We start from the raw sequence: 22,218 nt of genomic DNA, 5'->3' as shown, positions 1-22,218 counted from the left end.
AACAGGGTACAATAGAGAAATAGAGAACCGAAAGGATGGAGCAGAACCATGTTTTTCAAAAAAATAGGAGTTGTCGGCGGCGGTACGATGGGGCAAGGTATTTCCCAGATGCTCGCAGCCAAAGGACTTGATGTGCTTCTCGTGGAGCACACAACACAAAAGCTGGATCATGCATATGACATGATCGAAACCAATCTGGATAAACAACTGGAGAAATGGGCGATTACAAAAGCGGAGAAGAAATTGATTCTTTCCCGTATTACCAAGGTAGCTCATTTAGCTGAACTTGGAACTTGCGACATGGTCATTGAGACGATTTCAGAAGATCTGGATGCGAAAAAAGCAGTATTCAGCCAACTGGACCAAGTTTGTCCAAGCAATGTCATTCTGGCAAGTAATACATCCACGCTGAGTTTGACCGAGCTTGCAAGCTCGACCAAATACCCAGAGCGTGTTATTGGTATGCACTTTATTCACCCGGTATCCCGGGTTGATCTTGTAGAGATTATTCGTGGACTGAAAACTTCGGATACAACTTTCGAAGAGACCAGACGTTTTGTTGAAGAAGTAGCGGACAAAAAAGGAGTCATGATCTATGAATCACCTGGATTCGTAACTTCCCGCTTGATCTGTCTGCTGATTAACGAAGCGTTGCATGTATTGCAAGAAGGTGTTGCATCTGCTGAAGATATCGATGATGCAATGCGTATCGGATACAACTTCCAACATGGACCACTCGAAATGGCTGACCGTTTCGGATTGGATTCTGTTGAAGCTGCACTCGAAAGAATGTTCCGTGAATTCGGAGAATTGAAATATCGTCCTTCTACAGTCCTGAAGAAAATGGTGCGTGCAGGACACCTGGGTGTCAAAACAGGCGAAGGATTCTTCAAGTACGACAAGGATGGTGACCGACTGTGAAAGTACTCGTAATTAATGCGGGGAGTTCCTCGCTCAAATATCAACTGTATAATATGACTGACGAATCTGTCCTGGCTAAAGGTCTGGTAGAGCGGATCGGAATGGATTCCTCCATTCTGACGCACAAACCAACAGGCCGTGAGGATGTTACAGAAGTTAGTGAAATTCTGGAACACACAACAGCAATCCGTAAAGTCATTGATATTTTGACTCACAAAGAAAATGGTGTACTGGATTCTGTAAGTGAAATTCAAGCTGTTGGACACCGTGTTGTTCACGGTGGTGAAGCATTTAAAGAATCTGCACTGGTAGATGATGCAGCCAAAGCTGAAATTCGTCGTTTGTTCGACTTGGCTCCACTTCATAACCCTGCAGCAATGATGGGTATTCGTGCGGCTGAATTAAATATGCCAGGTGTGCCTCAGGTAATGGTCTTTGATACAGCGTTCCATCAGACGATGCCTGAAAAAGCTTACCTGTATGCCATTCCGCGTGTACTTTACAAAAAATATAAAGTACGTCGCTACGGGGCACATGGTACTTCCCATGATTTCGTAAGCAAGGCAGCTGCTGAATATCTGGATCGTCCAGTGGAAGATCTGAAAATCATCACTTGTCACGTGGGTAACGGTGGTAGTGTAACAGCAGTTAAAGGTGGCGTATCCGTGGATACTTCGATGGGTATGACTCCGCTTGAGGGACTGATGATGGGAACGCGTTCTGGTGACCTCGACCCAGCCATCGTACCTTATGTAATGAACAAGGAAGAACTGAGCGTAAGCGAAGTGAACTCCATGTTGAACAAACACAGTGGATTGCTTGCGATCTCGGGAATCAGCAGTGACATGCGTGAGATTACGGAAGGTATGGAGAATGGCGATGCCAACTCCACGCTTGCTTTTGAAATGTACGAATACCGTCTGCGTAAATACATCGGCTCATATGCAGCTGCAATGAACGGTGTAGACGTGATCGTCTTTACGGCTGGTGTAGGTGAGAACTCCGTTGTACTTCGCCAAAAAGTATGTGAGCAGCTCACTTATCTGGGTGTTGAACTGGATGAAGCGTTGAATGCCATTCGTTCCGGCGAACCACGCCGGATCACAACAGCGAATTCCAAAGTGGAAGTTCTCGTTGTGCCAACTAACGAAGAATTGGTAATTGCACGTGATACACACCGAATCGTATTGAATTCTCAGTAATCTAACTGTAAAGTAAATATAGAATGACAAGGAAGTGCAGAGGACAGGCATAAGCCTGCCCGCTGCATTTTCAAATTCAGGAACCAAGGGGAGATATGGGCATGAATACGAATTGTGTAATTCGTAATGTGAACGAGCATGTGGGCGAAACCGTAACAATCGGTGCCTGGATTAACAACAAACGTTCCAGCGGTAAAATTCAGTTTTTGCAGCTGCGTGATGGAACCGGATATATCCAAGGGGTTGTTGTAAAAAGTGAAGTTAGTGAAGAGATCTGGAACAATGCCAAGAGCCTGACACAAGAAAGCTCTTTGTATGTTACAGGTATTATTCGTGAAGAACCTCGCAGTGCGTCTGGTTACGAGATGACTGTTACAGGGGTTGAGATCATTCACCTGACTGAAAACTATCCAATTACGCCTAAAGAGCATGGTGTTGATTTCTTGATGGACCATCGTCACCTGTGGCTTCGTTCAACGAAGCAACGTGCGGTTATGGTGATTCGAGCAGAGATTATTCGCGCTGTTCAGCAGTTCTTTGATGGTAACGGATTCACACAAGTTGATCCTCCGATTTTGACACCATCGTCTGCGGAAGGAACAACGAACCTGTTCCACATCAAATACTTTGATGAAGATGCTTATCTGACACAAAGTGGTCAATTGTATATGGAAGCTGCAGCCATGGCGCTGGGCAAGGTATATTCCTTCGGTCCAACATTCCGCGCTGAGAAGTCCAAAACACGTCGCCACTTGATTGAGTTCTGGATGATTGAGCCGGAAATGGCATTTGTAGATCATGAGGAAAGTCTGCGCGTACAAGAGAAATTTATCGCTCATGTCGTTCAATCCGTGGTGAAAAACTGCCGTGCAGAACTGGAATCTATCGGTCGTGACGTATCCAAACTCGAAGGCATTGTAGCTCCATTCCCGCGTATTACGTATGATGAAGCAATTGAATTCCTGCATGGTCAAGGCTTTGATATTCCTTGGGGAGAAGACTTTGGTGCACCGCACGAAACAGCAATTGCTGAGAAGTACAATACACCGGTCTTTATCACGCATTACCCTGCTGGAATCAAAGCATTCTACATGAAACCAGATCCGAATCGTCCAGAAGTTGTTCTCTGTGCTGATATGATTGCACCAGAAGGATACGGAGAGATTATTGGCGGTTCGCAGCGTATCGATGATCCGGAATTGATGCAACAACGTTTTGAGGAGCACAATCTCTCGGATGAAGCTTACCAATGGTATCTGGATTTGCGTAAATACGGATCGGTTCCTCACTCCGGTTTCGGTCTGGGATTGGAGCGGACGGTAGCATGGATCTGTGGATTGGATCATGTACGTGAAACAATCGCATTCCCACGTATGCTCTATCGTCTGTACCCTTAATGCTTAACCGAGGAGCATCTATGGAAGACACCACATCCAAAGCTTGGTTGGATGGAGCAGCTTATGGCATGACATCGGGTACAGCCCATCTGCCGTATGCCTTGTTACGTTTTTATCACCAGCTTGGTCTATCAGATGCAGAAGTGCTTCTTCTGATTCAACTGCTAGGGTTCCGTCAGGCAGAGTTCAATGAGTTTCCTACGCTTGAAGAGCTTGCGGCGCGCATGGGACTTGCACCTGAAGGCATTGCCAGAATGTTGCAACGTCTGATGAGGGATGGGTATATTGCTATTGACGAGCACCGTGACGAAGAACGGGACATCCAGTACGAGCGATATGACTTACATGGATTATATGCCAAGCTTGCAGCGTGCACTGCTGAAGAAGTAGCCGCATTCCGTGCGGAGCAGCAGAGTATCAATACAGCACGTCAAGATTCGAACAGTGTTCAAAAAGAAGAGGAAGAACGGAATATGTTCTCCATCTTTGAAAAAGAATTTGGACGTCCGCTCTCTCCAATGGAGTGCGAGACAATATCCAGCTGGTTGGATCAGGACCGTTATCAAGAGGAATTGATTCTAATGGCTCTGAAGGAAGCGGTTTTTGCAGGCAAAGTACATTTCCGGTATATCGATCGAATACTGCTTGAGTGGAGTCGCAATCGTGTCAAGACCGTTCAAGACGCGAAGGCGTACACGCAGCGGTTTCGTAATGGTGGACGTTAATTCCAGCGTAGGCAGGGACAAGAAACAGGCCAGAAGTCATTCTGTGCCTGTTTTTTTTGGATTAAAGATTGGATGAGTGATCAGCAACATCAACCTTTCAGGCAATGATTTCATTTTGTTTTACAAAAATTTGATAGATCACGCAGGGGTTAACGCACAAGCTGTCGTCTATTGTATTGGAGAGGAGGGGAGAGTTATTGATGAAGCGCGCGTAATCGAACAAATCCGTCAAGGAGATACATCCCAGATGCGTACTCTGATTGATAAGTATAGCCAGCATGTATATCATGTGGCCTATTCCGTACTCAGGAACGATCAGGAAGCACAGGATGCAGCTCAGGAGGCGTTCATACAGATGTATAAATCTCTCCCCGACTACCGTTCTGAAGGTTTCAAAACGTGGTTAACCCGAATTGCCTTTCACAAAGCGATTGATGCCAAACGCAAGCTGGGCAGACGAACTGCTGAGGATCTGGGTGGAGAAGAAAAAATAATCAATATGCCCGGACGGGATGAAGACGTTCTTACCCGTCTCGTTCGTGAAGAGCGTCAGGATAAACTTCGCGAACGAATTAATCAGTTGCCTGCTCAGCATCGTGACATTATCACTGCGTATTATCTAAGCGAAAAAAATTATGAGCAGATTGCCAGTGATGCACAGGTGGCTGTGAAGACCGTGGAATCCCGCTTGTATCGTGCCCGGCAGTGGATTCGAAAACATTGGAAGGAGGATGAATGGCGTGAGTAAACAGGAGAAGTATACCGCTGCGCAATGGACTGATTATATTGAAGGCCATATGAGTGAAACTCAAGCGAACCAAATGGAACAGCTTCTGATGGAAGATCCGGATGCGATTGACATCTATCTGGAAGCGCTTGGTATCCATGGAGAACTGCCTCCGCTACATGACCCAACAGGGTTTGCGGATTCAGTCATGCATCGGATTGAGGGCATTCAATCACCCAAGGTACAACGCAAATCCCGTGCTGGACGAAACCGGCGCTGGCTTGATCATAAAGTGTTCCATTACGCGGTAGCGGCCTGTTTGACATTGATCTTCCTCTCGTCTGGACTTTTTGACAAGGTAGCACCATATCACAAGTTCCAAGATGGCGACCACAGAGGGTCATTTACCGAGAAATGGACGGAGACAGCCACTTCATGGCTGGATAACTTCAAGCCTAAACCATAAATGGTTTCGCATTGCCTGAAAAGAAAGGATGACGACTGTGCACTCAGATCGTAACAAATTACTCGCATTTCTATTAAACCTGATACCCGGTCTTGGTTTCATGTATTGGGGACGGGCCGCAAGGGCTGTGATTTATCCATTGCTTTTCTTCGGAACAGCTGTTGGCTCATTCATGCTAGCAATGGTCACTAATGATCAAGATTTAATGATTATCGGTGCACTTTTTGCCGCTTTCTTCTGGGGGATCAGTATGCTGGACATGATTATTGTTTTGCTCCGTGCACCTTCTGCCCGAGATGCTCATTATAGGGGATACGGTGCGCCTTATGGAGCTCCTCCACACCAAGGAGCAGCCTACCAGGGAGCATACATGGGTCAGCAAGGGCCTATGGAGCAGATGAATGAAGATGAGCTACATCAACATCCAGGTGGTGGATATGGCCATCCTGAGGGTCCCTATGGTCAACCCATGTATCGAAAAGGCAGTGAGGGTGAACGATTCTTCACCATTTTGCTATCATTTGTTCCAGGATTGGGACATCTTCACCTGGGATTGTTGCATCGTGGGTTGTCCTTCCTGATGGCGTTCTTTGGTTCATTTGCCATGATGGTTTTTGTAGCTTCGATCACCAATGAATCGGTATTTTTAATGTTCTTACTCATTCTGCCTGTAATATGGGTATACTGCATGTTTGATGCGGTGCAACATGTCCACCGTAAGCAGGCTGGTGAGGTGTTGCAGGATCGGACATTATTTGAGGAATTGGAGATGGGTAGAGTAGCCGGACGACGTAGCAAAGTGCTTGCAACGCTGCTATCCGCTTTTCCAGGTGCAGGTCATCTATATCTGGGATTGCAAAAAAGAGGCATGCAATTGATGTTCCTGTTCCTGGGCAGCATCTATGTTCTGGACCTGCTTCACTTATCGGTGTTTCTGTTCATGATTCCACTGATCTGGTTCTACAGCTTCTTTGACGGACTACAGTGCTCCAGTCGTTATGGACGCGAGCCACTGATAGATCAACCGATCTTCAAGGACTGGGCCCGCCATCAGCGCCTGATTGGATTCGGGATTGCAGCACTAGGTCTATATTATCTGACGATCCGACTTGTCATTCCACAGCTGAATGAGCTGTTCCCTAATGCATTTATGACATACGAGATTCGTTCCTATTTGAACACTGTCATTGTATCCTTGCTGCTCATTTTTGGCGGTTTGAAACTGCTGTTTGGCAAGCAGAGGGGGACGGGTATCCATAGTGCTGCTCAAGGAGATGATGAGGGAGCAGACAGTCTCTTTTTATTCAAGGATCGGGATGATCGACTGTAATTTACTATCCAAGTTAAATAAAGATTATTTACACTGACACTTCGATGACAGAGCAACCTTTCAATCGCTGTTATCCCATAACAAAAAAACACGCCAAGGGCTATGTATACCAGCCTTGGCGTGTTTTTGGTTGTGCAGCTTTGATTTCGAATAAATGATTGCTATTTCGTGGCGCCCTTCAACAGAAGTTGACGGTACATCACTTCGAACAGGAACTCGAACGCTTCCAGATGACGTTTCGCTTCAAAAGCATCTTTACCCCACGCATATATGCCGTGGTTCCGAAGCAAGATCCCTGGTACGTTGGCATCAAGTACACCTGGCACCAATTCAGCGATAGATGGAATATCTGCAAAGTTAGGCAGGACAGGTACACGAATCTCCGCATTTTCTTCCCAAATGTTGAAAGCCTTGATCAATTCGATTCCTTGAATCGGTACGTGTCCATCTGCTCCAAAGAATTCACTGATCAGGTTGTTAAACACCGTATGCACGTGGAATACAGCACCACAGCCGGTCAAACGATAGATTTCACAGTGAATCAACGTTTCGGCACTTGGTTTCAACGTTGTTGTTTCAATCGCTTTGCCGTGTTTGTCCACAAAAAGAAAGTCTTCCGGTGTGCGAAGAGATTTGTCTTTGCCTGAGGCGGTAACCGCAAAATAAAATTGCTCCGGGTCAAAATCTCCTACACGCATCGACAGATTGCCACTTGTTCCGGGGAACCAGTTACGACTTGCGAACAATGCTTTAATATCAGCCAGTTCTTCAAGGACCTGACGTTTGTGTTCCAATGTAATCTTTTCAAAGCCCATCGTTTACAGCACTCCTTGTGTTTGCTTCTGTTTCATATCTTCGATGATATCGTAAAAGGTAGCGAATGGCACATGGTCCACACCAAGTTCAATACATTTGTCCGTCAAAATGGAGCGAGAGTAGACAAGATCGGCAATCTTTGCACCTTCAAAATCTGTCAGACTGTCTCCAATGAGGATTCGATTATATTGTTCTTCCGGGAAGGTACGAATCACTGTTGTTTTACACATGCCGCAGCCTTTCTCACAAGGAGGCTGGCAGGGATTCGGCCATTCAATCCGAATGGTTTCACCCGAGAAGTCAGCTCCGTTGCAATAGACATGATCCTTAGGGATATCGAATGGCGCGAGTAAGGGTTCGATAAAGAAGTCCATACCACCGCTGGTTACATTGAATTCAATCCCTTCGCTGCGAACGTAGTCAAGAAACTCGCTGAATCCTTCACGGATCCCAGCTTGTCCAAGCACAAATTCCACAATTTCATCTTTTTGCGATGCGGGCAACAGAGCAAACATGGCTCCAACACCTTCACGCAGCGAAATGTTCTGCTCAATCGTATCTTTCATAATCGCTTCAATGCCCTCAGGCTTGAAATGTTTCATGATTGCGACAATATTGTCCGAGAGGGTAATCGTACCGTCAAAATCACAGAAAATGACTGTTTTTTTATCACTTCTCATCGTTCGCCACCCCACAGATCCAGTGCGCTTTTCAGTTCCGGATGCTCGGTTGCATACTGAGCAAGTGGAATGGAACGCTGAGCTGCCTCGATCGCTTGCAGGAATGCACGTCCACCTGCTTCAGTGCCCATAGGATGCCCATGAATACCGCCGCCAGCATTAACGATGACATCCGTGCCAAAGTCGCGCAAAATAAGCGGTACAAGGCCTGGATGGATACCGGCTGAGGGTACTGGCATGCTGGTTCTTACAGGCAAATCAGCTGTCAGTAATTGCTCTGTGATTGCCATATTTTCTTCCTTCGGCATCGTAACCGAACCATAAGGAGAAGGGAAGAGCACCAGATCGGCACCCGCAAGACGCATCAACTGGCCAAGTACAACCGAAGCCGAGATGCCGTAATATGGTGAAGGATACAATGCACCCGCAAGTGCAGGGTGAGCCATAATTGGCACATTGATATCTGGATCACTGCTGAGTTCATGCAGGACATCATATCCGTAAGACAATACGTTGAACAACAAGGCATTGGCTCCTGCGCCGATGGCACGTTCAGCTTGCTCTTTCAGACGAGATGTAGGCCCTGTGAGATTGGTTGCATACAGAAGTTTCTTGCCAGTCTCCTGGCGTGCCTGTTCGGCAGCTTTCATGCAGACCTCGACTCTTTTTTCGATGGGAGTCAATTTATTCTCAAACAGAATCTCATCGTCCTTGATCAGATCAACGCCCCCAAGGGCCTGACGAATAAATTGTTCACGCAGTTCATCTGCATTTAGCCCAATAACTGACTTGAAGATACTCATTAACAGTGGACGATCATGCACACCAAGCAGATCACGAACACCATTCAGTCCAAACTTGGGTCCCGGGAATGCACTGAGGAAACCATCCGAGAAACCAAGCTTTGTTATTTTGATCCGGCCATCCATTGAGATTTTGCCAAAGACCGTCACGAGCAGGGCAGGGATATCACGACTGAAGTTAATATCGGGATATCCGATGGTAATATCGGCGTAACGCTCACCTGCAGCCATTCCTTCAGCTTCATGGACTTCTACGCTGATTACTTCACCCAGATGTTTCTGCATCGCTTCACGCTGGGCTTGCGGCAACTCAGTCCAGCTACCAACGGTCATGCCAATCGCGATGGACTGAGCCTTCTTGCGAAAGTCTGCATGATCATCATGCAGACGATATGTGGCTGTGCACATGTTATTCATTTTAAATCCCCTTCCAAAGCAGCTCCCATCTCCCGTGAGCGCTCTGCACAGCGGTTGACGGCTGCGATTACATTTTCAAAGAAATCTCCTTCGTCCAGCGTTTTCAGTGCTGCCTGGGTTGCCCCTCCCGGGGATGTCACATCACTACGAAGCTTCATCGGTTCCAAACCGGTTTGTTGTACCATACGTGACGCGCCAAGCACCGTCTGAACAGTGAGATCACGAGATTGCTGGCTGGATAAACCACCACGAATACCTGCGGCAATCATGGCCTCCATTAAATAGTATACATAAGCAGGGCCGCTTCCGGAAATCCCAGTGAGCACTTCGAGTTTATCTTCAGGTACGATAGTCACGATACCAACCGCTTCAAACATGGTCATCACCGTACTGCGCTGATCATCCGTAATCTCCGCAGAGAAGGCAAGACCGGTTGCACCAAGTCCAATGGTACTGGATGTATTTGGCATGGTTCTCGCGATCGGTTGTTTACGACCAAGCAAGGACTGCATCGTGCGGATTGATAATCCGGCGATGACAGACACGATCAGTTGATCCGGTGATAACAGTGGCCCAAGTTCGCGCAGCGCTGCGGCAGCATCTTTGGGTTTCATACAGAGTACAATGACCGGAGTGGAGGCAAGGTGATCCAGAGATTGTGAAGCCGTTCCGGTATGTACTGCATAACGGTTACTGAGCTCCTCCTGACGTTTCTGGTTGCTGCGGTTCAGCATCGTAATATCCTGAGGACGAACGACTAGGCGGGAGATCAGTCCGCGCACGATGGCTTCAGCCATCGCGCCTGCTCCGTGGAAAGTAATCTTCTGTTGTAGTAACGTCTGTTGCTCTTGACTCATATTTATCGTTCCTCCTATATAACTGGTGCTGGGATATTATTGACGAATCTGTCCATTGCCTGTAATCCGATATTTGGTTGACGTCAGTGCTGGCAATCCCATCGGTCCACGTGCATGCAGTTTCTGGGTACTGATTCCGATTTCGGCTCCATAGCCAAATTCAAACCCGTCGGTGAAACGTGTGGACGCATTGTGATAGACGGCTGCTGCATCCACATCATGCATGAAGCGCTCTGCATGGGCTGTATCCCGCGTTACGATACACTCGGAATGTTTGGTTCCGTAATGTGCGATGTGCTGCATCGCTTCGTCCAGGTTCTCGACAACACGGATATTTAAAATATAATCGTTGTACTCGGTCGCATAGTCTTCCTCGGTTGCCTCAAGGGCAGAAGGGACAAGACGGCGCACGGTGTCGCAACCTTTCAAGACCACATTGGCCTCACGGAATTGCTCGGCAAGAGCAGGCAGATGCTCTTCCGCATATGCTGCATGCAGCAGCAATGTTTCCATGGAGTTACATACGGATGGACGTTGTGCCTTGGCATTGATGGCAATTTCGGCAGCCATAACTGGATCGGCTGATTCATCCACATAGGTATGACAGATACCCGCCCCAGTTTCAATTACAGGTACGGTTGCATTGGCAACCACATTACGAATGAGGGAAGCCCCGCCGCGTGGAATGATGACGTCCAGCAGTCCGTTCAACTTGAGCATCTCATCTACGGAAGCACGATCTGCATCTTCAATCAATTGCAAAGCATCAGCAGGCATGTCTGTCGTTGTGAGTGCCTGATGCAGCACCTCCACAATTTTACGATTGGAGGACAGGGCAGAGGAGCCGCCGCGCAGAAGCACCGCATTACCTGTTTTGAGACATAATCCGGCTGCGTCTACAGTTACATTAGGACGAGCTTCGTAGATGATGCCAATCAGGCCAATCGGCACTCTTAATTTTTCAACATGTAATCCGTTTGGACGGGTAAATGTCTCTAACACTTCACCGACTGGATCAGGCAGATCTGCAATCTGACGTAATCCTTCAGCAATGCCAGCAATGCGCTCCTTATTAAGTGCGAGCCGATCCAGCATGGATTCCGGCGTGCCTTGTTCTCTGCCGCGTTCCAGATCTTCGGCGTTTGCCGTAATGATGGAATCCGTCTCCTTAATCAAAGCATCTGCCATGACACGCAGGGCCGTATTTTTCTGTTCTGTATTCAATCGGTTCAGCTGTGGAACCGTGGCTTGAGCTTTGATGGCTTTTTCTCTGACTTCACTCATCGTAATTCCTCCTCATATATATAAAGTTAAGTATTTCAAACACTATATAACTTCTTGTTTATTTTAACGTAATCCATTCGTCTCTATGAATAACCTCAAGTCTATGGATGCTTGCAAGTTGTTTCATCACTTCGCCACTGGGAAGTCCGGCAATAAGTCGAAGCTGGTCATCATCATAATTGACAATACCGCGACCAAGCAAGGTTTCATCCAATCCAATGACCTCTACGACGTCTCCTGCATGGAACGTTCCCAGTACGCGTTTGACCCCTACAGGCAGAAGACTGTGCCCCCCATGGACAAGAGCTTCTTCAGCACCATCATCCACAACGACGGTTCCCAGTGGAGTAGACATGAAGCCAAGCCACTGCTTTTTACGGGATAACGAAGCGAGTCGTGTCTCAAAGTAAGTTCCTTTGCCCGTGCCATCAACCGCTTTCTGCATATCTCCGGGTTCTTTCACACTTCCCACGAATACAGGTACGCCTCCACGTGTAGCAACCTTGGCTGCATCAACTTTGGATCGCATGCCGCCTGTGCCAACCGCTGAACCTGAACCGCCGGCAAAAGCGTAGATCTCCGCCGTTATCTCGGGGATACGGTCGTAACGCACGGCAGAAGGATCTTTACGCGGGTCTGCGGTGTACAGGCCGTTGGTATCCGTAAGAATAATTAGATGCTGTGCCTTCACCAGGTTTGCAACCAATGCGGACAACAGATCGTTATCCCCGAACTTCAATTCGTCCACCGATACTGTATCATTCTCATTGAAAATCGGAATCACTCGCTGTTTGAGCAGTTCCTCCACGGTCATGCCTGCATTACCCATACGTTTACGACTGTGAAAGTCTGTACGAGTTAACAGAATTTGCGCTGTAGTAACGCGGTGCGCTGCAAAAGCCTGTTGATATGCCTGCATCAATAATGCCTGCCCAACGGCCGCTGCAGCTTGTTTCTCATGCAACTGTTTAGGCCGCTGAGGGTAACCAATCTCCCGGAATCCGGCAGCTACCGCTCCAGACGTGACCAGAAGTACTTCATGACCCTGATCAGCCAATGCTGCAATTTCTCCGGCAAAAAAAGTGATCGCACTGCGATCCAGACCGCCTTCTTCTGTGGTAAGCGAGCTGCTTCCAATCTTAACTACAATACGTGAAGTCATGGTTTCACTTCCTTAAACATGATTAATAAGTGCTTCTGGAGCAGGCTTTAGCGGGTACAAAAAAAACTCCCGCCCTTTAGTTAAAAAGGACGAAAGTTTGTTACTTCCGCGGTACCACCTTTATTGATGATTAGATCATCCGGCTTCATGCCCTGTAACAGAAGGCACTGTCCTGTACGTAACAGGCCGCTCAGGGGTAGGTTTCAGAGAAGAGCCGCGGTAAATTCTTTCAGCAGGGTGGAATTTACTCTCTGTGCGCGACTGATATTCTCTTACTGGTCCCGTCATCACGTTTCGTTCAATATTTCTTATAACATACCATGGAAACTTGGCATATGCAAAGGGGTTATGGTCCTGTAAATTACTTGAATAAGTTCAGCTTGCCAATCCGTTCCACAGCTTCGCGTAATCGGTTTTCATCACTTAGCAATCCTGCGCGCACATAGCCTTCACCATGCGAACCAAAACCAATACCAGGGGCTACGGCCACCTTGGCTTCTCGCAGTAACAAGTCTGCAAATGAAGCGGAGGTATAACCGGCCGGTACAGGCAACCAGCTGAAGAATGAACCTGCGGGTTTCGAAGCTTGCCAGCCTATCGAGGAAAGAGCGTCATAAAATGCATTACGACGGGATTCGTAACGTGAAACCAGCGAAGTGACACATTCCTGAGATCCAGTAAGTGCTTCCGTTGCCGCAGCTTGAATCCCACCGAAAAGACTGACATAAATATGATCCTGAAGCAGATTAATTTTAGAGACAATCTCTGCGTTACCTAGCGCGAATCCAACACGCCATCCAGCCATATTGTACGTTTTGGATAACGTATAGAATTCAATGCCCACTTCTTTGGCACCAGGGGCTTGTAGGAAACTTACTGGACGATGTCCGTCGAATCCAATCGCACCGTAAGCAAAGTCGCTGGCAACGACGATTTGATTTTGAATGGCAAATTCAACCGTATCTTCGTAGAACGAAAGTGGAGCCGTTGCCGACGTTGGATTGTTGGGATAGTTGAGGAACATCAGCTTGGCCTTCTCCCGATCTTCGGCTGAAACAGCTTCATAATCCGGCAGGAATGCATTGGACTCCAGCAAAGGCATAAATGACATGTTTGCTTTGGCGAGTGCAACACCAGACCAGTAATCCGGGTAACCGGGATCGGGAACAAGAACGGTGTCACCGGGGTTAAGCAGGACCTGAGGTAACTGAACCAGTCCTGTTTTGCCCCCGAACAGAATGGCTACTTCAGTCTCGGGATCCAGATCAACGTTGTAATCTTCCTTATAACGTTTGGCGACAGCTTCCTTCAGGAAAGAGAACCCTCTAAAAGGGGAGTATTTGTGGTAGAGGGGATTCTCAGCCGACTCTTGCAATGTTTTCACAATATGGGGGGGTGTAGGTGTATCCGGGTTCCCCTGACCCAGATTGATCACGTCATGTCCACTTGCGATTTCACGATTTACATTTTGAACAAGGGTAGCAAAAAATTGTGTTGGCAGCTGTGTCATTACATCAGAAGTTGGTATCGTAAAGGCTGAACGAGCAGTTATATGGTCTGAATGGGTCATTATATTCATCACTCCGGTTATTAAAAATGGCAAATAGTTCTCATTAATTTATCACGCCAATCCCGAGCTGTATAGAGGGAAATGCACTTGAATCTACAGTACATAGGAGCAAAGAGCGGAGTATTGTACAAAACTGAAAGTGCGCATTTAGTTTTGTCCATTGAGCTGAGAGAAGCCATGTTTTATGATAATATCCGATAATGATAATCAATATCATTAAATTATATTGCACAATGCACATGATACAGGGGGAGAAATAGCAATGAAAAAGGGCATACGAAATACGGCAGTACTATTTACGATTACGTGGTTATCCATTCTGCTGCTGGCTTGTGGAAATCAGGCTACAACACCTGCTGCTGGCTCAGATGATTCCAAAGCAGCTACAGAAACACAGGCTGATGGAAAGACAACCAATGAGGAACAGACCGCAACGGAAGAGACAGATGAGGGGGAGACCCGGGTATTCAAAGATTGGACTGGCCATGAGGTAGAGGTTCCTGTAAATCCGAAGCGAGTCATCTATCATGGAGAAGTTACCGGGGATTTGCTCGCACTTGGTGTTGTTCCTGTAGGCATACTTCGTCAGGATGGAACTGTATATGATGAACAGGTTGCTCAGGCAGAGGATGTAGGATTTCCGATCAGTGTGGAAAAGGCGCTAGCCTTGAATCCCGATCTGATCATTTTCTCGAACAGTGATGAGGCACAATACGATCAGATCTCAAAAGTTGCACCTACGGTTACATTTGATTCGTTCGGGTCAATAGAAGATCGTATGCGTATCCTTGGCGACTTGTTGAACAAAAAGCAAGAAGCGGAGGATTGGATTACGAATCATCAAAAAGCAACAGAAGAGATGTGGAAGCAACTCCATGAGAACGGATTGAAAGAAGGGGAGACGGCTTCGGTGTTCACCATGTATCCCGGGAATCGTCTGTTTGTCATGGCGGGCTCAGGATTGCCACAGTTGTTATATGGAAAAGACGGACTGAAGCCAACTGCAGAAATTCAGAAAGTATTGGATCAAGACATGGGATTTGTAGAGATTTCGACTGAAAAATTATCTGAATTTGCCGGTGATCGGATATTTATACTGGATCCTGTGACCGACGATGCGAAACAATCCACCAAGGAATTGCTGGATAGTACAATCTGGAAGAACCTGCCTGCGGTGAAAGAAGGAAAAGTATATCGTTTTAATATCGTAAAAGCTTCTAGTGATGCTCTTTCGAGGGAGTGGCTGTTACAAGAGCTGCCAAAACAGATGATTCAATAATGGTGACGAGCTAGTGAGGCAGGAGTAACACCTTTGAGTAATGCAGTTATAAAAAAGTGAAAGGGGCCTTCAACATTTCGTTGAACGCTCTTTTTTGCTGATTAAACTCATATCTGGATTATTAACAATTGCTCGCTTATAATCAGACCATACAGAATGATTGATAATTATTCTCATTTTAGAAAAACGAGGTGAACCGACATGCAGGCTTTGGATGCCGATGGGGGAGCGTTGTTCTATTCAGCATTCATGTTTCGGCTGGATCATCTGGTACGACGAATTGAACCACCTGAACAGGTGATGCTGGAGGTTGCTTGCGAGAAACATGCCTTCCTGATCTGCGAAGAAGGGGATGGGCGTTTATATATTGGACATGAACAGTTTCCGTTTACTACGGGATGTGTCTATCCGCTTTCTCCGGGAGAGGGTTACCAGATTGAACATCGTAACAACTCGGAATTGAAATATATCGTAATGGCTTTTGATGTTATTCATGTGTTGACGGGTGATCCCGAGCTCTTTACCCGCCCTGTATTTGAGCACAGAAACCAATTGAATGGTTATCCCTATGCTCCGTTAAGTGGGCTGCTGGAGCAAATGTATGTCATTCGAAATTATAAAACAGATGCCGAATACAGTCATTTGAATGCGCAATTCCAAAAATGGATGGAGATGATCATTACCCGGTACACTTCTCCAAAGACGGAGCAGAGTATGGAAGCAAGACTACACAGTACGATTCAGTATGTGGACGACCATTATGCTGAAGAAATCACTGTACAGAAACTGGCACGTCTTGCGGAGATCAGACCTGTACAATATACGACCCTTTTCAGACAACTCACGGGTCACAAGCCACTCGATTATGTGAATCATGTACGCATCAAACATGCTAAGGAATGGCTTCGCAAATCGGATGAACCACTTCGGGATATAGCGAGCCGCGTGGGATTTAAAGATGAGTATTATTTCAGCAGGCGTTTTCGCCAAATGACCGGATTATCTCCTCGTCAATATGACAGATCGATTCAGCAGCAGACTTTGGTACAAGATTGGTTGGGTCATGATGTGAATATTCCAGTAAACCCGAAGCGAATTATGTATTACGGAGATTCCGCTGGGGATCTGCTGGTGCTGGGCATTCAATTGTTGGAAGATCGGACATATGACGCGGTCGCTCCGGTTAATGTGGAAGCAGCTGTTATCATGAAGCCGGATTTGATTATTTTGGATAGCAGCAATGAACAGCAGTATGAACAACTTCGCCGGATTGCACCGACGATTGCTTTCAATTCTCATGCCACGTTGGAAGAACGAATGCGCAGATTGGGCAGCTGGTTTGGCAGACAACCTCAGGCTGAACAATGGCTAACCTCCTATGAGGAGCGTACTGAGCAGATGTGGGCGAAGATCCATACTTTGATTGAAGAGGGGGAAACGGCATCCGTATTTACATACCATCGGGGTGCACGATTATTTGTTATGGGCAATATTGGTCTCGCGCCATTGTTATATCATCCGATGGGATTCAGGCCAGTTACCAAAGTGAAGGAAGCACTTGCGGCGGGCAGAGCCTATAAGGAAATTTCGGCTGAGTCGGTACGTCAGTATGCAGGAGATCATGTATTTGTCATGCTGCCTGAGGAAGTCGTGGCAAGACAGGCTACAGAGATGCTGATGAAAAGTCCCAGTTGGAGGGCCCTTCCGGCTGTGCAGAATGGACGGGTGTATCCTGTGGAGGAGTCGACCTGGAATGTGGGTGATGCGCTCACGAGTGATCGATTGCTGACCCTGCTGCCTGAGTTGTTATGTGCAAGTTCATAACAACAACAGGCTTGCAGTCCTTAGGAGGATCAAGCTATGATAGCAGGTATTACGGTTCAGAGGAGTGCTTGTCATGACAGAAAAACAACAGGGAGAAATGCGTGTAGCCCTGATTCAGGGCGATATTCAACTCGGAGACCCTGAGGCCAATCATAAACATATGCAGACGTTGCTTGAGCGTGCGGTAGAACAATATCCGGATCTGGGGCTGGCTGTGTTACCTGAGATGTGGAATACCGGATACGCTTTGACTCAAATTCATGAACTCGCTGACCCGGAAGGCCAGAAATCTCGGGAATGGCTGTCTGCTTTTGCTCAAAAACATCAAATTTCCATCGTTGGCGGTTCAATTGCCGAGAAACGGGATGGTCAAATATACAATACAATGTACGCTTATGATCGTGAAGGAAAACAGGTAACACGATACGATAAATTACATTTGTTCCGTCTGATGGACGAAGAGAAATATTTACAGCCTGGTACAGAACCTGAAATTTTTGAATTGCAAAATGGTCTTACAGCCGGTGCTTCGATCTGTTATGATATCCGGTTCCCGGAACTTGCCCGCACCCTTGCTTTAAATGGTGCCAAGGCATTGATTGTACCCGCCGAATGGCCGAAACCTCGTCTGCACCACTGGCGTACGTTACTAACGGCACGAGCGATTGAGAACCAGATGTATGTGATCGCATGTAACCGTGTAGGTAAAGGGGGAGAGACCGAATTTTTCGGACATTCCCTCATCATTGATCCTTGGGGTGAGATTGTGGCTGAAGGTGGCGAAGGGGAAGAGATCGTGACCGGAATTATTCGTCCATCTCTGGTGGATGAGGTTCGCGGACGTATTCCCGTATTTGAAGACCGTCGACCTGGCGTTTATTTTGGCGGAAAATAAAAACGGAAATAAAATTCCTCAGTAAAAGTGTTTATTCTTCCAGGACGCGGGTAATGATAACTATCCCGTCACCAAGGAGGATGATCAATCAATGGACAACCATGTGAAAGATACGCTCAGGAGACTGGAACAGGATAACACAAGGGAAGATCACTTAAGGGCATTCTTAGAGAATGGAGCAGGAGGGCTATCACCCCCTGATTCAACTGTTCAGGACGAAGGCCGTGTAATGAATCAGCAAAACAGGCTGACAAGCGATCGTAATTTGCGAAAATAAACCGCCAAACATGAAGTTTTCTTATGTACGTTTCTACGTTAACATTATAAATTAGCATTGTAGCTAAACAACTTAACAAGCAACATTGTACTGTAACCAGTTACTGTGATTGCAATGTAAGAACTCTATCCTGCGGATGCGGGAAACGAGTATATGACAAAGGCTTGGCCCATAAGGGTCAAGCCTTTGTTTTGGTTCAGTATGAAATGTACCCATACCCATAGGAAAAAAATTTAGTCTCCCTTTGACAGTTCGGCCACGGTTTGTTGAAACGTATGGATGAATGCTTCGGCTGCCTTCGACAGCACTCTGCCTTGACGATAAGCCACAACAAGTGTTCTGCTGGGAGTAGGCTCAGCAAGTGGCACATACACAGGCACGAACTCACTGCGCGGAGCCCGGGCAATAAAGCGAGGAACCAAGGTAATACCCATACCTGTGGCGACCAGCGACTGAACGGTTTCAATATTGGTGCTTTCAAACACAACATTGGGGTCAAAATCGGCCTGCTCACAGAGATCAAAAGTAAGTTTGCGGAAACCTTGTCCTTTTTTCAATACAACAAAGGGTTCATCACGAAGCTCTTCAATTCGCACCGGAAGCGGATTTTCCGGATCTGCCCTGCGCGCCAAAGGGTGATTCGGGGGAACCGCCAGATCAATTTTTTCCTCTCCAATGGCAACGTAGGCAAGACTTGGCTCTTGTAAAGGAAGAGATAACAGACTGAGATCTGCTTTGCCGCTTGCTGTCAATTTCTCAAGTGTAAGCCCGGAGTCTTCCAATAAAGTAACCTCAATCTCGGGATAAGCTTGTTGGAACGCAGGAAGCACATGTGGGAGCAAGTGTGAGCCCGTGATCGGCATGCTGCCCACAACGACTTTACCTTTGCGAAGCTGGGAGATATCGGACATTTCCTGACGCAATAGCTCCACGGCATCTACGATCTTCTGGGCTTGCTCCACAAACGTAACACCCGCATGGGTTAACTCCACGGTACTTGTATTACGCTGAAACAGCAGCACACCCAATTCTTTTTCCAATTTGGATAATTGCTGGCTTAATGACGGCTGGGCAATATGCAGCTTCTCTGCTGCCCGGGAGAAATTGCGTTCGGCCGCAATTTGCAACGTATATTGAAGTTGTCTGAATTCCATTGTCATTGGTCATTCCTTTCGTTATGCCACCATTATATCACTACAGATGAAGAAATCATTCTCTTTGCCGGAACTACCGGTAAACTCAAATATCAGGAGAGGGCTTCTTTATTTTGTATAAAAGCATTGACAGCGAAGCAGCGGAAACGTAGTATAAGACTTATATGATAATGATAATTGTTATCAATTGAAACCTCTGTGATGAGCAGTGGTTTATTTGTCTTTCTCTCATTATAGGTTAAACCTATTACATCTATAGATATTATATCTTGGAACAATGAAGGACAGGGTGATATATTTATGTCATTCAAGAGCTTCACTTTTTAAAGAAAACAGAGGCTCTTCCAAGGACCGAACTTATAATGAGGTGAAAATGATGAGTAAAAAAACGATGTTTGAGAAAATTTGGGAAAATCACGTAATTCATCAAGAAGAAGGCAAACCAAGCATTCTGTATATCGATCTGCATCTGGTGCACGAAGTAACTTCTCCGCAGGCATTTGAAGGTCTTCGTCTCAGCGGACGTAAAGTTCGTCGCCCTGAATTGACATTTGCAACAATGGACCACAACGTTCCAACGAAAGACCGTTTCAACATTACAGATCCTATCTCCAAACAACAAATTGATACACTTTCGCAAAACTGCCGTGATTTCGGCGTGAAATTGTATGATCTGGACACCATTGATCAAGGCGTTGTACACGTTATGGGACCTGAACTGGGTCTGACTCATCCGGGTAAAACGATTGTATGTGGTGACAGTCATACGTCCACACACGGTGCGTTTGGCGCACTGGCATTCGGAATCGGAACAAGTGAAGTTGAGCATGTTATGGCAACGCAATGTTTGCAACAAGCGAAAGCTAAAACGATGGAAGTTCGTTTTGTCGGCAAACGTAACCCGGGTGTAACCGCAAAAGACATGATCCTCGCAGTCATCGCGAAATACGGTACAGACTTTGCAACAGGTTATGTTATTGAGTACACAGGTGAATCCATCCGTGAGTTGAGCATGGAGGAGCGTATGACAGTCTGCAACATGTCCATTGAAGGTGGAGCAAGAGCAGGATTGATCGCGCCGGATGAAACAACATTTGAATATCTGCGTGGACGTGAATACGTACCAGCGGATGCCAAGTTCGATGAAGCTGTAGAAGGTTGGAAACAGCTTGTAACCGATGAAGGTGCCGAGTTCGACCATGTGGTTGAAATCGATGTGGAGACATTGATTCCGCAAGTAACTTGGGGAACAAGCCCTGGCATGGGAACCGATATTTCTTCGAAAGTTCCTGTTCCGGCTGAATTGCCAACAGAAAACGAACGTAAAGCGGCTGAAAAAGCGCTTGAATATATGGGACTTGCACCGGGAACACCAATCGCCGAGATTCCAATTGATTATGTATTTATCGGTTCTTGCACCAATGGTCGGATCGAAGATCTGCGTGCAGCAGCAAAAGTGGCTAAAGGTCACACGGTATCCAGTCAGGTTACAGCAATTGTTGTACCAGGTTCAGGACGAGTTAAAATCCAAGCAGAACAAGAAGGTTTGGATAAAATCTTTACGGAAGCCGGATTTGAATGGCGGGATGCTGGATGCAGTATGTGTCTGGCGATGAACCCGGATGTATTGAAGCCAGGACAACGTTGTGCTTCGACGTCCAACCGTAACTTTGAAGGACGCCAAGGACGCGGAGGACGTACGCATCTGGTATCTCCGGCAATGGCAGCAGCTGCAGCGGTTAAGGGTCACTTTGTGGATGTACGGGACTGGAATTTTAAAACAGAAGCAGCGATCTAATCTATAACAGACAGAAGGGAGAACGTTTAATATGGAAGAATTCAAAACATTACAAGGCATCGTTGCACCGGTAGACCGGGTCAATGTAGATACAGACGCAATCATTCCGAAACAGTTTCTGAAACGGATTGAGCGTACCGGATTTGGACAATTTTTGTTCTATGAATGGCGTTTTGATGAAGAGGGGAACAACAATGCTTCCTTCGAAATGAACAAACCTCGTTATGAAGGGGCATCGATCCTGATCTCACGTGCCAACTTTGGCTGTGGATCTTCCCGTGAGCATGCGCCATGGGCAATTATGGACTATGGATTCCGTTGTGTCATCGCTCCATCTTTTGCAGATATTTTCTATAATAACTGCTTTAAAAACGGAATCTTGCCAATCAAGTTGTCAGAAGAGCAAGTTGAAGACTTGTTCCAACGTACAGCGACACATGAAGGTTATGAGATGAATGTAAATCTGGAAAACAAAACGATTACTGATGCATACGGACTGCATATCGATTTTGATCTGGATGAGCACCGTCGCCAATTCTTGTTGCAAGGATTGGACGATATCGGTCTGACTCTTCAACATGATTATGAAATCGCTGCTTACGAACAACGCCACGCGGCAAAACTGTTCGGTTAA

General features: G+C 46.6%; 20 protein-coding genes and 1 other annotated feature. Of the genes, 12 read left to right on the top strand and 8 right to left on the bottom strand.

Annotated elements, in window-relative coordinates; all coding sequences use genetic code 11:
• The first annotated feature begins 48 nt into the window (after positions 1–48).
• From V6669_RS18865 to V6669_RS18835, 7 genes are all read left to right on the top strand, one after another.
• Positions 49–921, top strand: coding sequence for a 3-hydroxyacyl-CoA dehydrogenase NAD-binding domain-containing protein (locus V6669_RS18865; protein ID WP_062835158.1), 873 nt, complete (start codon positions 49–51; stop codon positions 919–921).
• Entirely contained in the window at positions 918–2,123 is a 1,206-nt protein-coding gene (locus V6669_RS18860) for an acetate kinase (RefSeq protein WP_036671987.1), read from the top strand. The genes V6669_RS18865 and V6669_RS18860 overlap by 4 nt, the downstream gene beginning before the upstream one ends.
• A 101-nt stretch (positions 2,124–2,224) precedes the next feature.
• Positions 2,225–3,520, top strand: a complete 1,296-nt coding sequence (asnS, locus tag V6669_RS18855) for an asparagine--tRNA ligase (protein ID WP_017687752.1) — start codon at positions 2,225–2,227, stop codon at positions 3,518–3,520.
• Positions 3,521–3,540: 20 nt separating this feature from the next.
• A complete protein-coding gene (locus tag V6669_RS18850) occupies positions 3,541–4,245 on the top strand; it encodes a DnaD domain-containing protein (RefSeq protein ID WP_338587553.1) in 705 nt (234 codons plus the stop codon).
• Positions 4,246–4,492: 247 nt separating this feature from the next.
• A complete protein-coding gene (locus V6669_RS18845; RefSeq protein ID WP_152416945.1) occupies positions 4,493–4,993 on the top strand; it encodes a sigma-70 family RNA polymerase sigma factor in 501 nt (166 codons plus the stop codon).
• Entirely contained in the window at positions 4,986–5,438 is a 453-nt protein-coding gene (locus tag V6669_RS18840) for a hypothetical protein (RefSeq protein ID WP_338587548.1), read from the top strand. The genes V6669_RS18845 and V6669_RS18840 overlap by 8 nt, the downstream gene beginning before the upstream one ends.
• Positions 5,439–5,475: 37 nt before the next feature.
• A complete protein-coding gene (locus tag V6669_RS18835) occupies positions 5,476–6,768 on the top strand; it encodes a multi-tm2 domain protein (RefSeq protein WP_338587546.1) in 1,293 nt (430 codons plus the stop codon).
• A 161-nt stretch (positions 6,769–6,929) separates the two neighbouring features.
• Here V6669_RS18835 and V6669_RS18830 read toward each other — a convergent pair whose 3' ends face one another.
• The 7 genes from V6669_RS18830 to V6669_RS18800 form a co-directional block, all read right to left on the bottom strand.
• Entirely contained in the window at positions 6,930–7,583 is a 654-nt protein-coding gene (locus tag V6669_RS18830) for a methylthioribulose 1-phosphate dehydratase (RefSeq protein ID WP_036607600.1), read from the bottom strand.
• A 3-nt stretch (positions 7,584–7,586) separates the two neighbouring features.
• Positions 7,587–8,264 (bottom strand): 2-hydroxy-3-keto-5-methylthiopentenyl-1-phosphate phosphatase, encoded by a 678-nt coding sequence (locus tag V6669_RS18825; protein WP_338587541.1) that lies wholly within the window; start codon positions 8,262–8,264, stop codon positions 7,587–7,589.
• Positions 8,261–9,484: a 2,3-diketo-5-methylthiopentyl-1-phosphate enolase gene (locus V6669_RS18820; RefSeq protein ID WP_338587539.1), complete on the bottom strand. Its 1,224-nt coding sequence runs from the start codon at positions 9,482–9,484 to the stop codon at positions 8,261–8,263. The genes V6669_RS18825 and V6669_RS18820 overlap by 4 nt, the downstream gene beginning before the upstream one ends.
• Positions 9,481–10,341 carry a pyrroline-5-carboxylate reductase gene (gene proC / locus V6669_RS18815; RefSeq protein ID WP_338587537.1) on the bottom strand — a complete coding sequence of 287 codons (861 nt, stop codon included), beginning with the start codon at positions 10,339–10,341 and terminating at the stop codon, positions 9,481–9,483. Before proC ends, V6669_RS18820 begins: the two co-directional genes overlap by 4 nt.
• 36 nt (positions 10,342–10,377) lie before the next feature.
• Entirely contained in the window at positions 10,378–11,625 is a 1,248-nt protein-coding gene (locus V6669_RS18810) for a glutamate-5-semialdehyde dehydrogenase (RefSeq protein ID WP_338587535.1), read from the bottom strand.
• A 58-nt stretch (positions 11,626–11,683) separates the two neighbouring features.
• Entirely contained in the window at positions 11,684–12,787 is a 1,104-nt protein-coding gene (gene proB, locus V6669_RS18805) for a glutamate 5-kinase (protein WP_338587533.1), read from the bottom strand.
• Between the two features lie 82 nt (positions 12,788–12,869).
• Positions 12,870–13,084 (bottom strand) — a binding site (T-box leader).
• 64 nt (positions 13,085–13,148) lie between these two features.
• The gene (locus V6669_RS18800) at positions 13,149–14,357 is read right to left on the bottom strand and encodes a pyridoxal phosphate-dependent aminotransferase (protein ID WP_338587531.1); all 1,209 of its coding nucleotides are present in this window, start codon (positions 14,355–14,357) and stop codon (positions 13,149–13,151) included.
• 262 nt (positions 14,358–14,619) lie between these two features.
• Here V6669_RS18800 and V6669_RS18795 point away from each other — a divergent pair, with 262 nt between their 5' ends.
• The 3 genes from V6669_RS18795 to V6669_RS18785 all read left to right on the top strand — a co-directional run bounded on the left by V6669_RS18795 (position 14,620) and on the right by V6669_RS18785 (position 18,355).
• On the top strand, positions 14,620–15,636 hold the full coding sequence (locus V6669_RS18795) for an ABC transporter substrate-binding protein (RefSeq protein WP_338587530.1): 1,017 nt from the start codon (positions 14,620–14,622) through the stop codon (positions 15,634–15,636).
• A 201-nt stretch (positions 15,637–15,837) separates the two neighbouring features.
• Entirely contained in the window at positions 15,838–17,460 is a 1,623-nt protein-coding gene (locus V6669_RS18790; protein ID WP_338587529.1) for an AraC family transcriptional regulator, read from the top strand.
• 73 nt (positions 17,461–17,533) lie between these two features.
• Positions 17,534–18,355 (top strand): carbon-nitrogen family hydrolase, encoded by an 822-nt coding sequence (locus V6669_RS18785; RefSeq protein ID WP_249912258.1) that lies wholly within the window; start codon positions 17,534–17,536, stop codon positions 18,353–18,355.
• A 510-nt stretch (positions 18,356–18,865) separates the two neighbouring features.
• Here V6669_RS18785 and V6669_RS18780 read toward each other — a convergent pair.
• Positions 18,866–19,786, bottom strand: coding sequence for a LysR family transcriptional regulator (locus V6669_RS18780; protein ID WP_338587528.1), 921 nt, complete (start codon positions 19,784–19,786; stop codon positions 18,866–18,868).
• A 376-nt stretch (positions 19,787–20,162) separates the two neighbouring features.
• Between V6669_RS18780 and leuC the strand changes: the two genes are divergently transcribed.
• Together leuC and leuD are read left to right on the top strand one after the other, a co-directional pair.
• Positions 20,163–21,584 carry a 3-isopropylmalate dehydratase large subunit gene (gene leuC, locus V6669_RS18775; RefSeq protein ID WP_249912599.1) on the top strand — a complete coding sequence of 474 codons (1,422 nt, stop codon included), beginning with the start codon at positions 20,163–20,165 and terminating at the stop codon, positions 21,582–21,584.
• 31 nt (positions 21,585–21,615) lie between these two features.
• On the top strand, positions 21,616–22,218 hold the full coding sequence (gene leuD / locus V6669_RS18770) for a 3-isopropylmalate dehydratase small subunit (protein WP_338587527.1): 603 nt from the start codon (positions 21,616–21,618) through the stop codon (positions 22,216–22,218).

It is taken from the genome of Paenibacillus sp. Y5S-9, assembly GCF_036894235.1.
Lineage (GTDB): Bacteria > Bacillota > Bacilli > Paenibacillales > Paenibacillaceae > Paenibacillus.
This window is presented reverse-complemented; position numbering and strand designations above follow the sequence as displayed.

Excerpts from the sequence above, each read along its gene's own strand:
- V6669_RS18865 (WP_062835158.1), top strand. The coding sequence starts at position 49 with ATGTTTTTCAAAAAAATAGGAGTTGTCGGCGGCGGTACGATGGGGCAA.
- asnS (WP_017687752.1), top strand. The coding sequence starts at position 2,225 with ATGAATACGAATTGTGTAATTCGTAATGTGAACGAGCATGTGGGCGAA.
- V6669_RS18850 (WP_338587553.1), top strand. The coding sequence starts at position 3,541 with ATGGAAGACACCACATCCAAAGCTTGGTTGGATGGAGCAGCTTATGGC.
- V6669_RS18845 (WP_152416945.1), top strand. The coding sequence starts at position 4,493 with ATGCGTACTCTGATTGATAAGTATAGCCAGCATGTATATCATGTGGCC.
- V6669_RS18830 (WP_036607600.1), bottom strand. The coding sequence starts at position 7,583 with ATGGGCTTTGAAAAGATTACATTGGAACACAAACGTCAGGTCCTTGAA.
- V6669_RS18825 (WP_338587541.1), bottom strand. The coding sequence starts at position 8,264 with ATGAGAAGTGATAAAAAAACAGTCATTTTCTGTGATTTTGACGGTACG.
- V6669_RS18820 (WP_338587539.1), bottom strand. The coding sequence starts at position 9,484 with ATGAATAACATGTGCACAGCCACATATCGTCTGCATGATGATCATGCA.
- proC (WP_338587537.1), bottom strand. The coding sequence starts at position 10,341 with ATGAGTCAAGAGCAACAGACGTTACTACAACAGAAGATTACTTTCCAC.
- V6669_RS18810 (WP_338587535.1), bottom strand. The coding sequence starts at position 11,625 with ATGAGTGAAGTCAGAGAAAAAGCCATCAAAGCTCAAGCCACGGTTCCA.
- proB (WP_338587533.1), bottom strand. The coding sequence starts at position 12,787 with ATGACTTCACGTATTGTAGTTAAGATTGGAAGCAGCTCGCTTACCACA.
- V6669_RS18800 (WP_338587531.1), bottom strand. The coding sequence starts at position 14,357 with ATGACCCATTCAGACCATATAACTGCTCGTTCAGCCTTTACGATACCA.
- V6669_RS18795 (WP_338587530.1), top strand. The coding sequence starts at position 14,620 with ATGAAAAAGGGCATACGAAATACGGCAGTACTATTTACGATTACGTGG.
- V6669_RS18790 (WP_338587529.1), top strand. The coding sequence starts at position 15,838 with ATGCAGGCTTTGGATGCCGATGGGGGAGCGTTGTTCTATTCAGCATTC.
- V6669_RS18785 (WP_249912258.1), top strand. The coding sequence starts at position 17,534 with ATGACAGAAAAACAACAGGGAGAAATGCGTGTAGCCCTGATTCAGGGC.
- V6669_RS18780 (WP_338587528.1), bottom strand. The coding sequence starts at position 19,786 with ATGGAATTCAGACAACTTCAATATACGTTGCAAATTGCGGCCGAACGC.
- leuC (WP_249912599.1), top strand. The coding sequence starts at position 20,163 with ATGAGTAAAAAAACGATGTTTGAGAAAATTTGGGAAAATCACGTAATT.
- leuD (WP_338587527.1), top strand. The coding sequence starts at position 21,616 with ATGGAAGAATTCAAAACATTACAAGGCATCGTTGCACCGGTAGACCGG.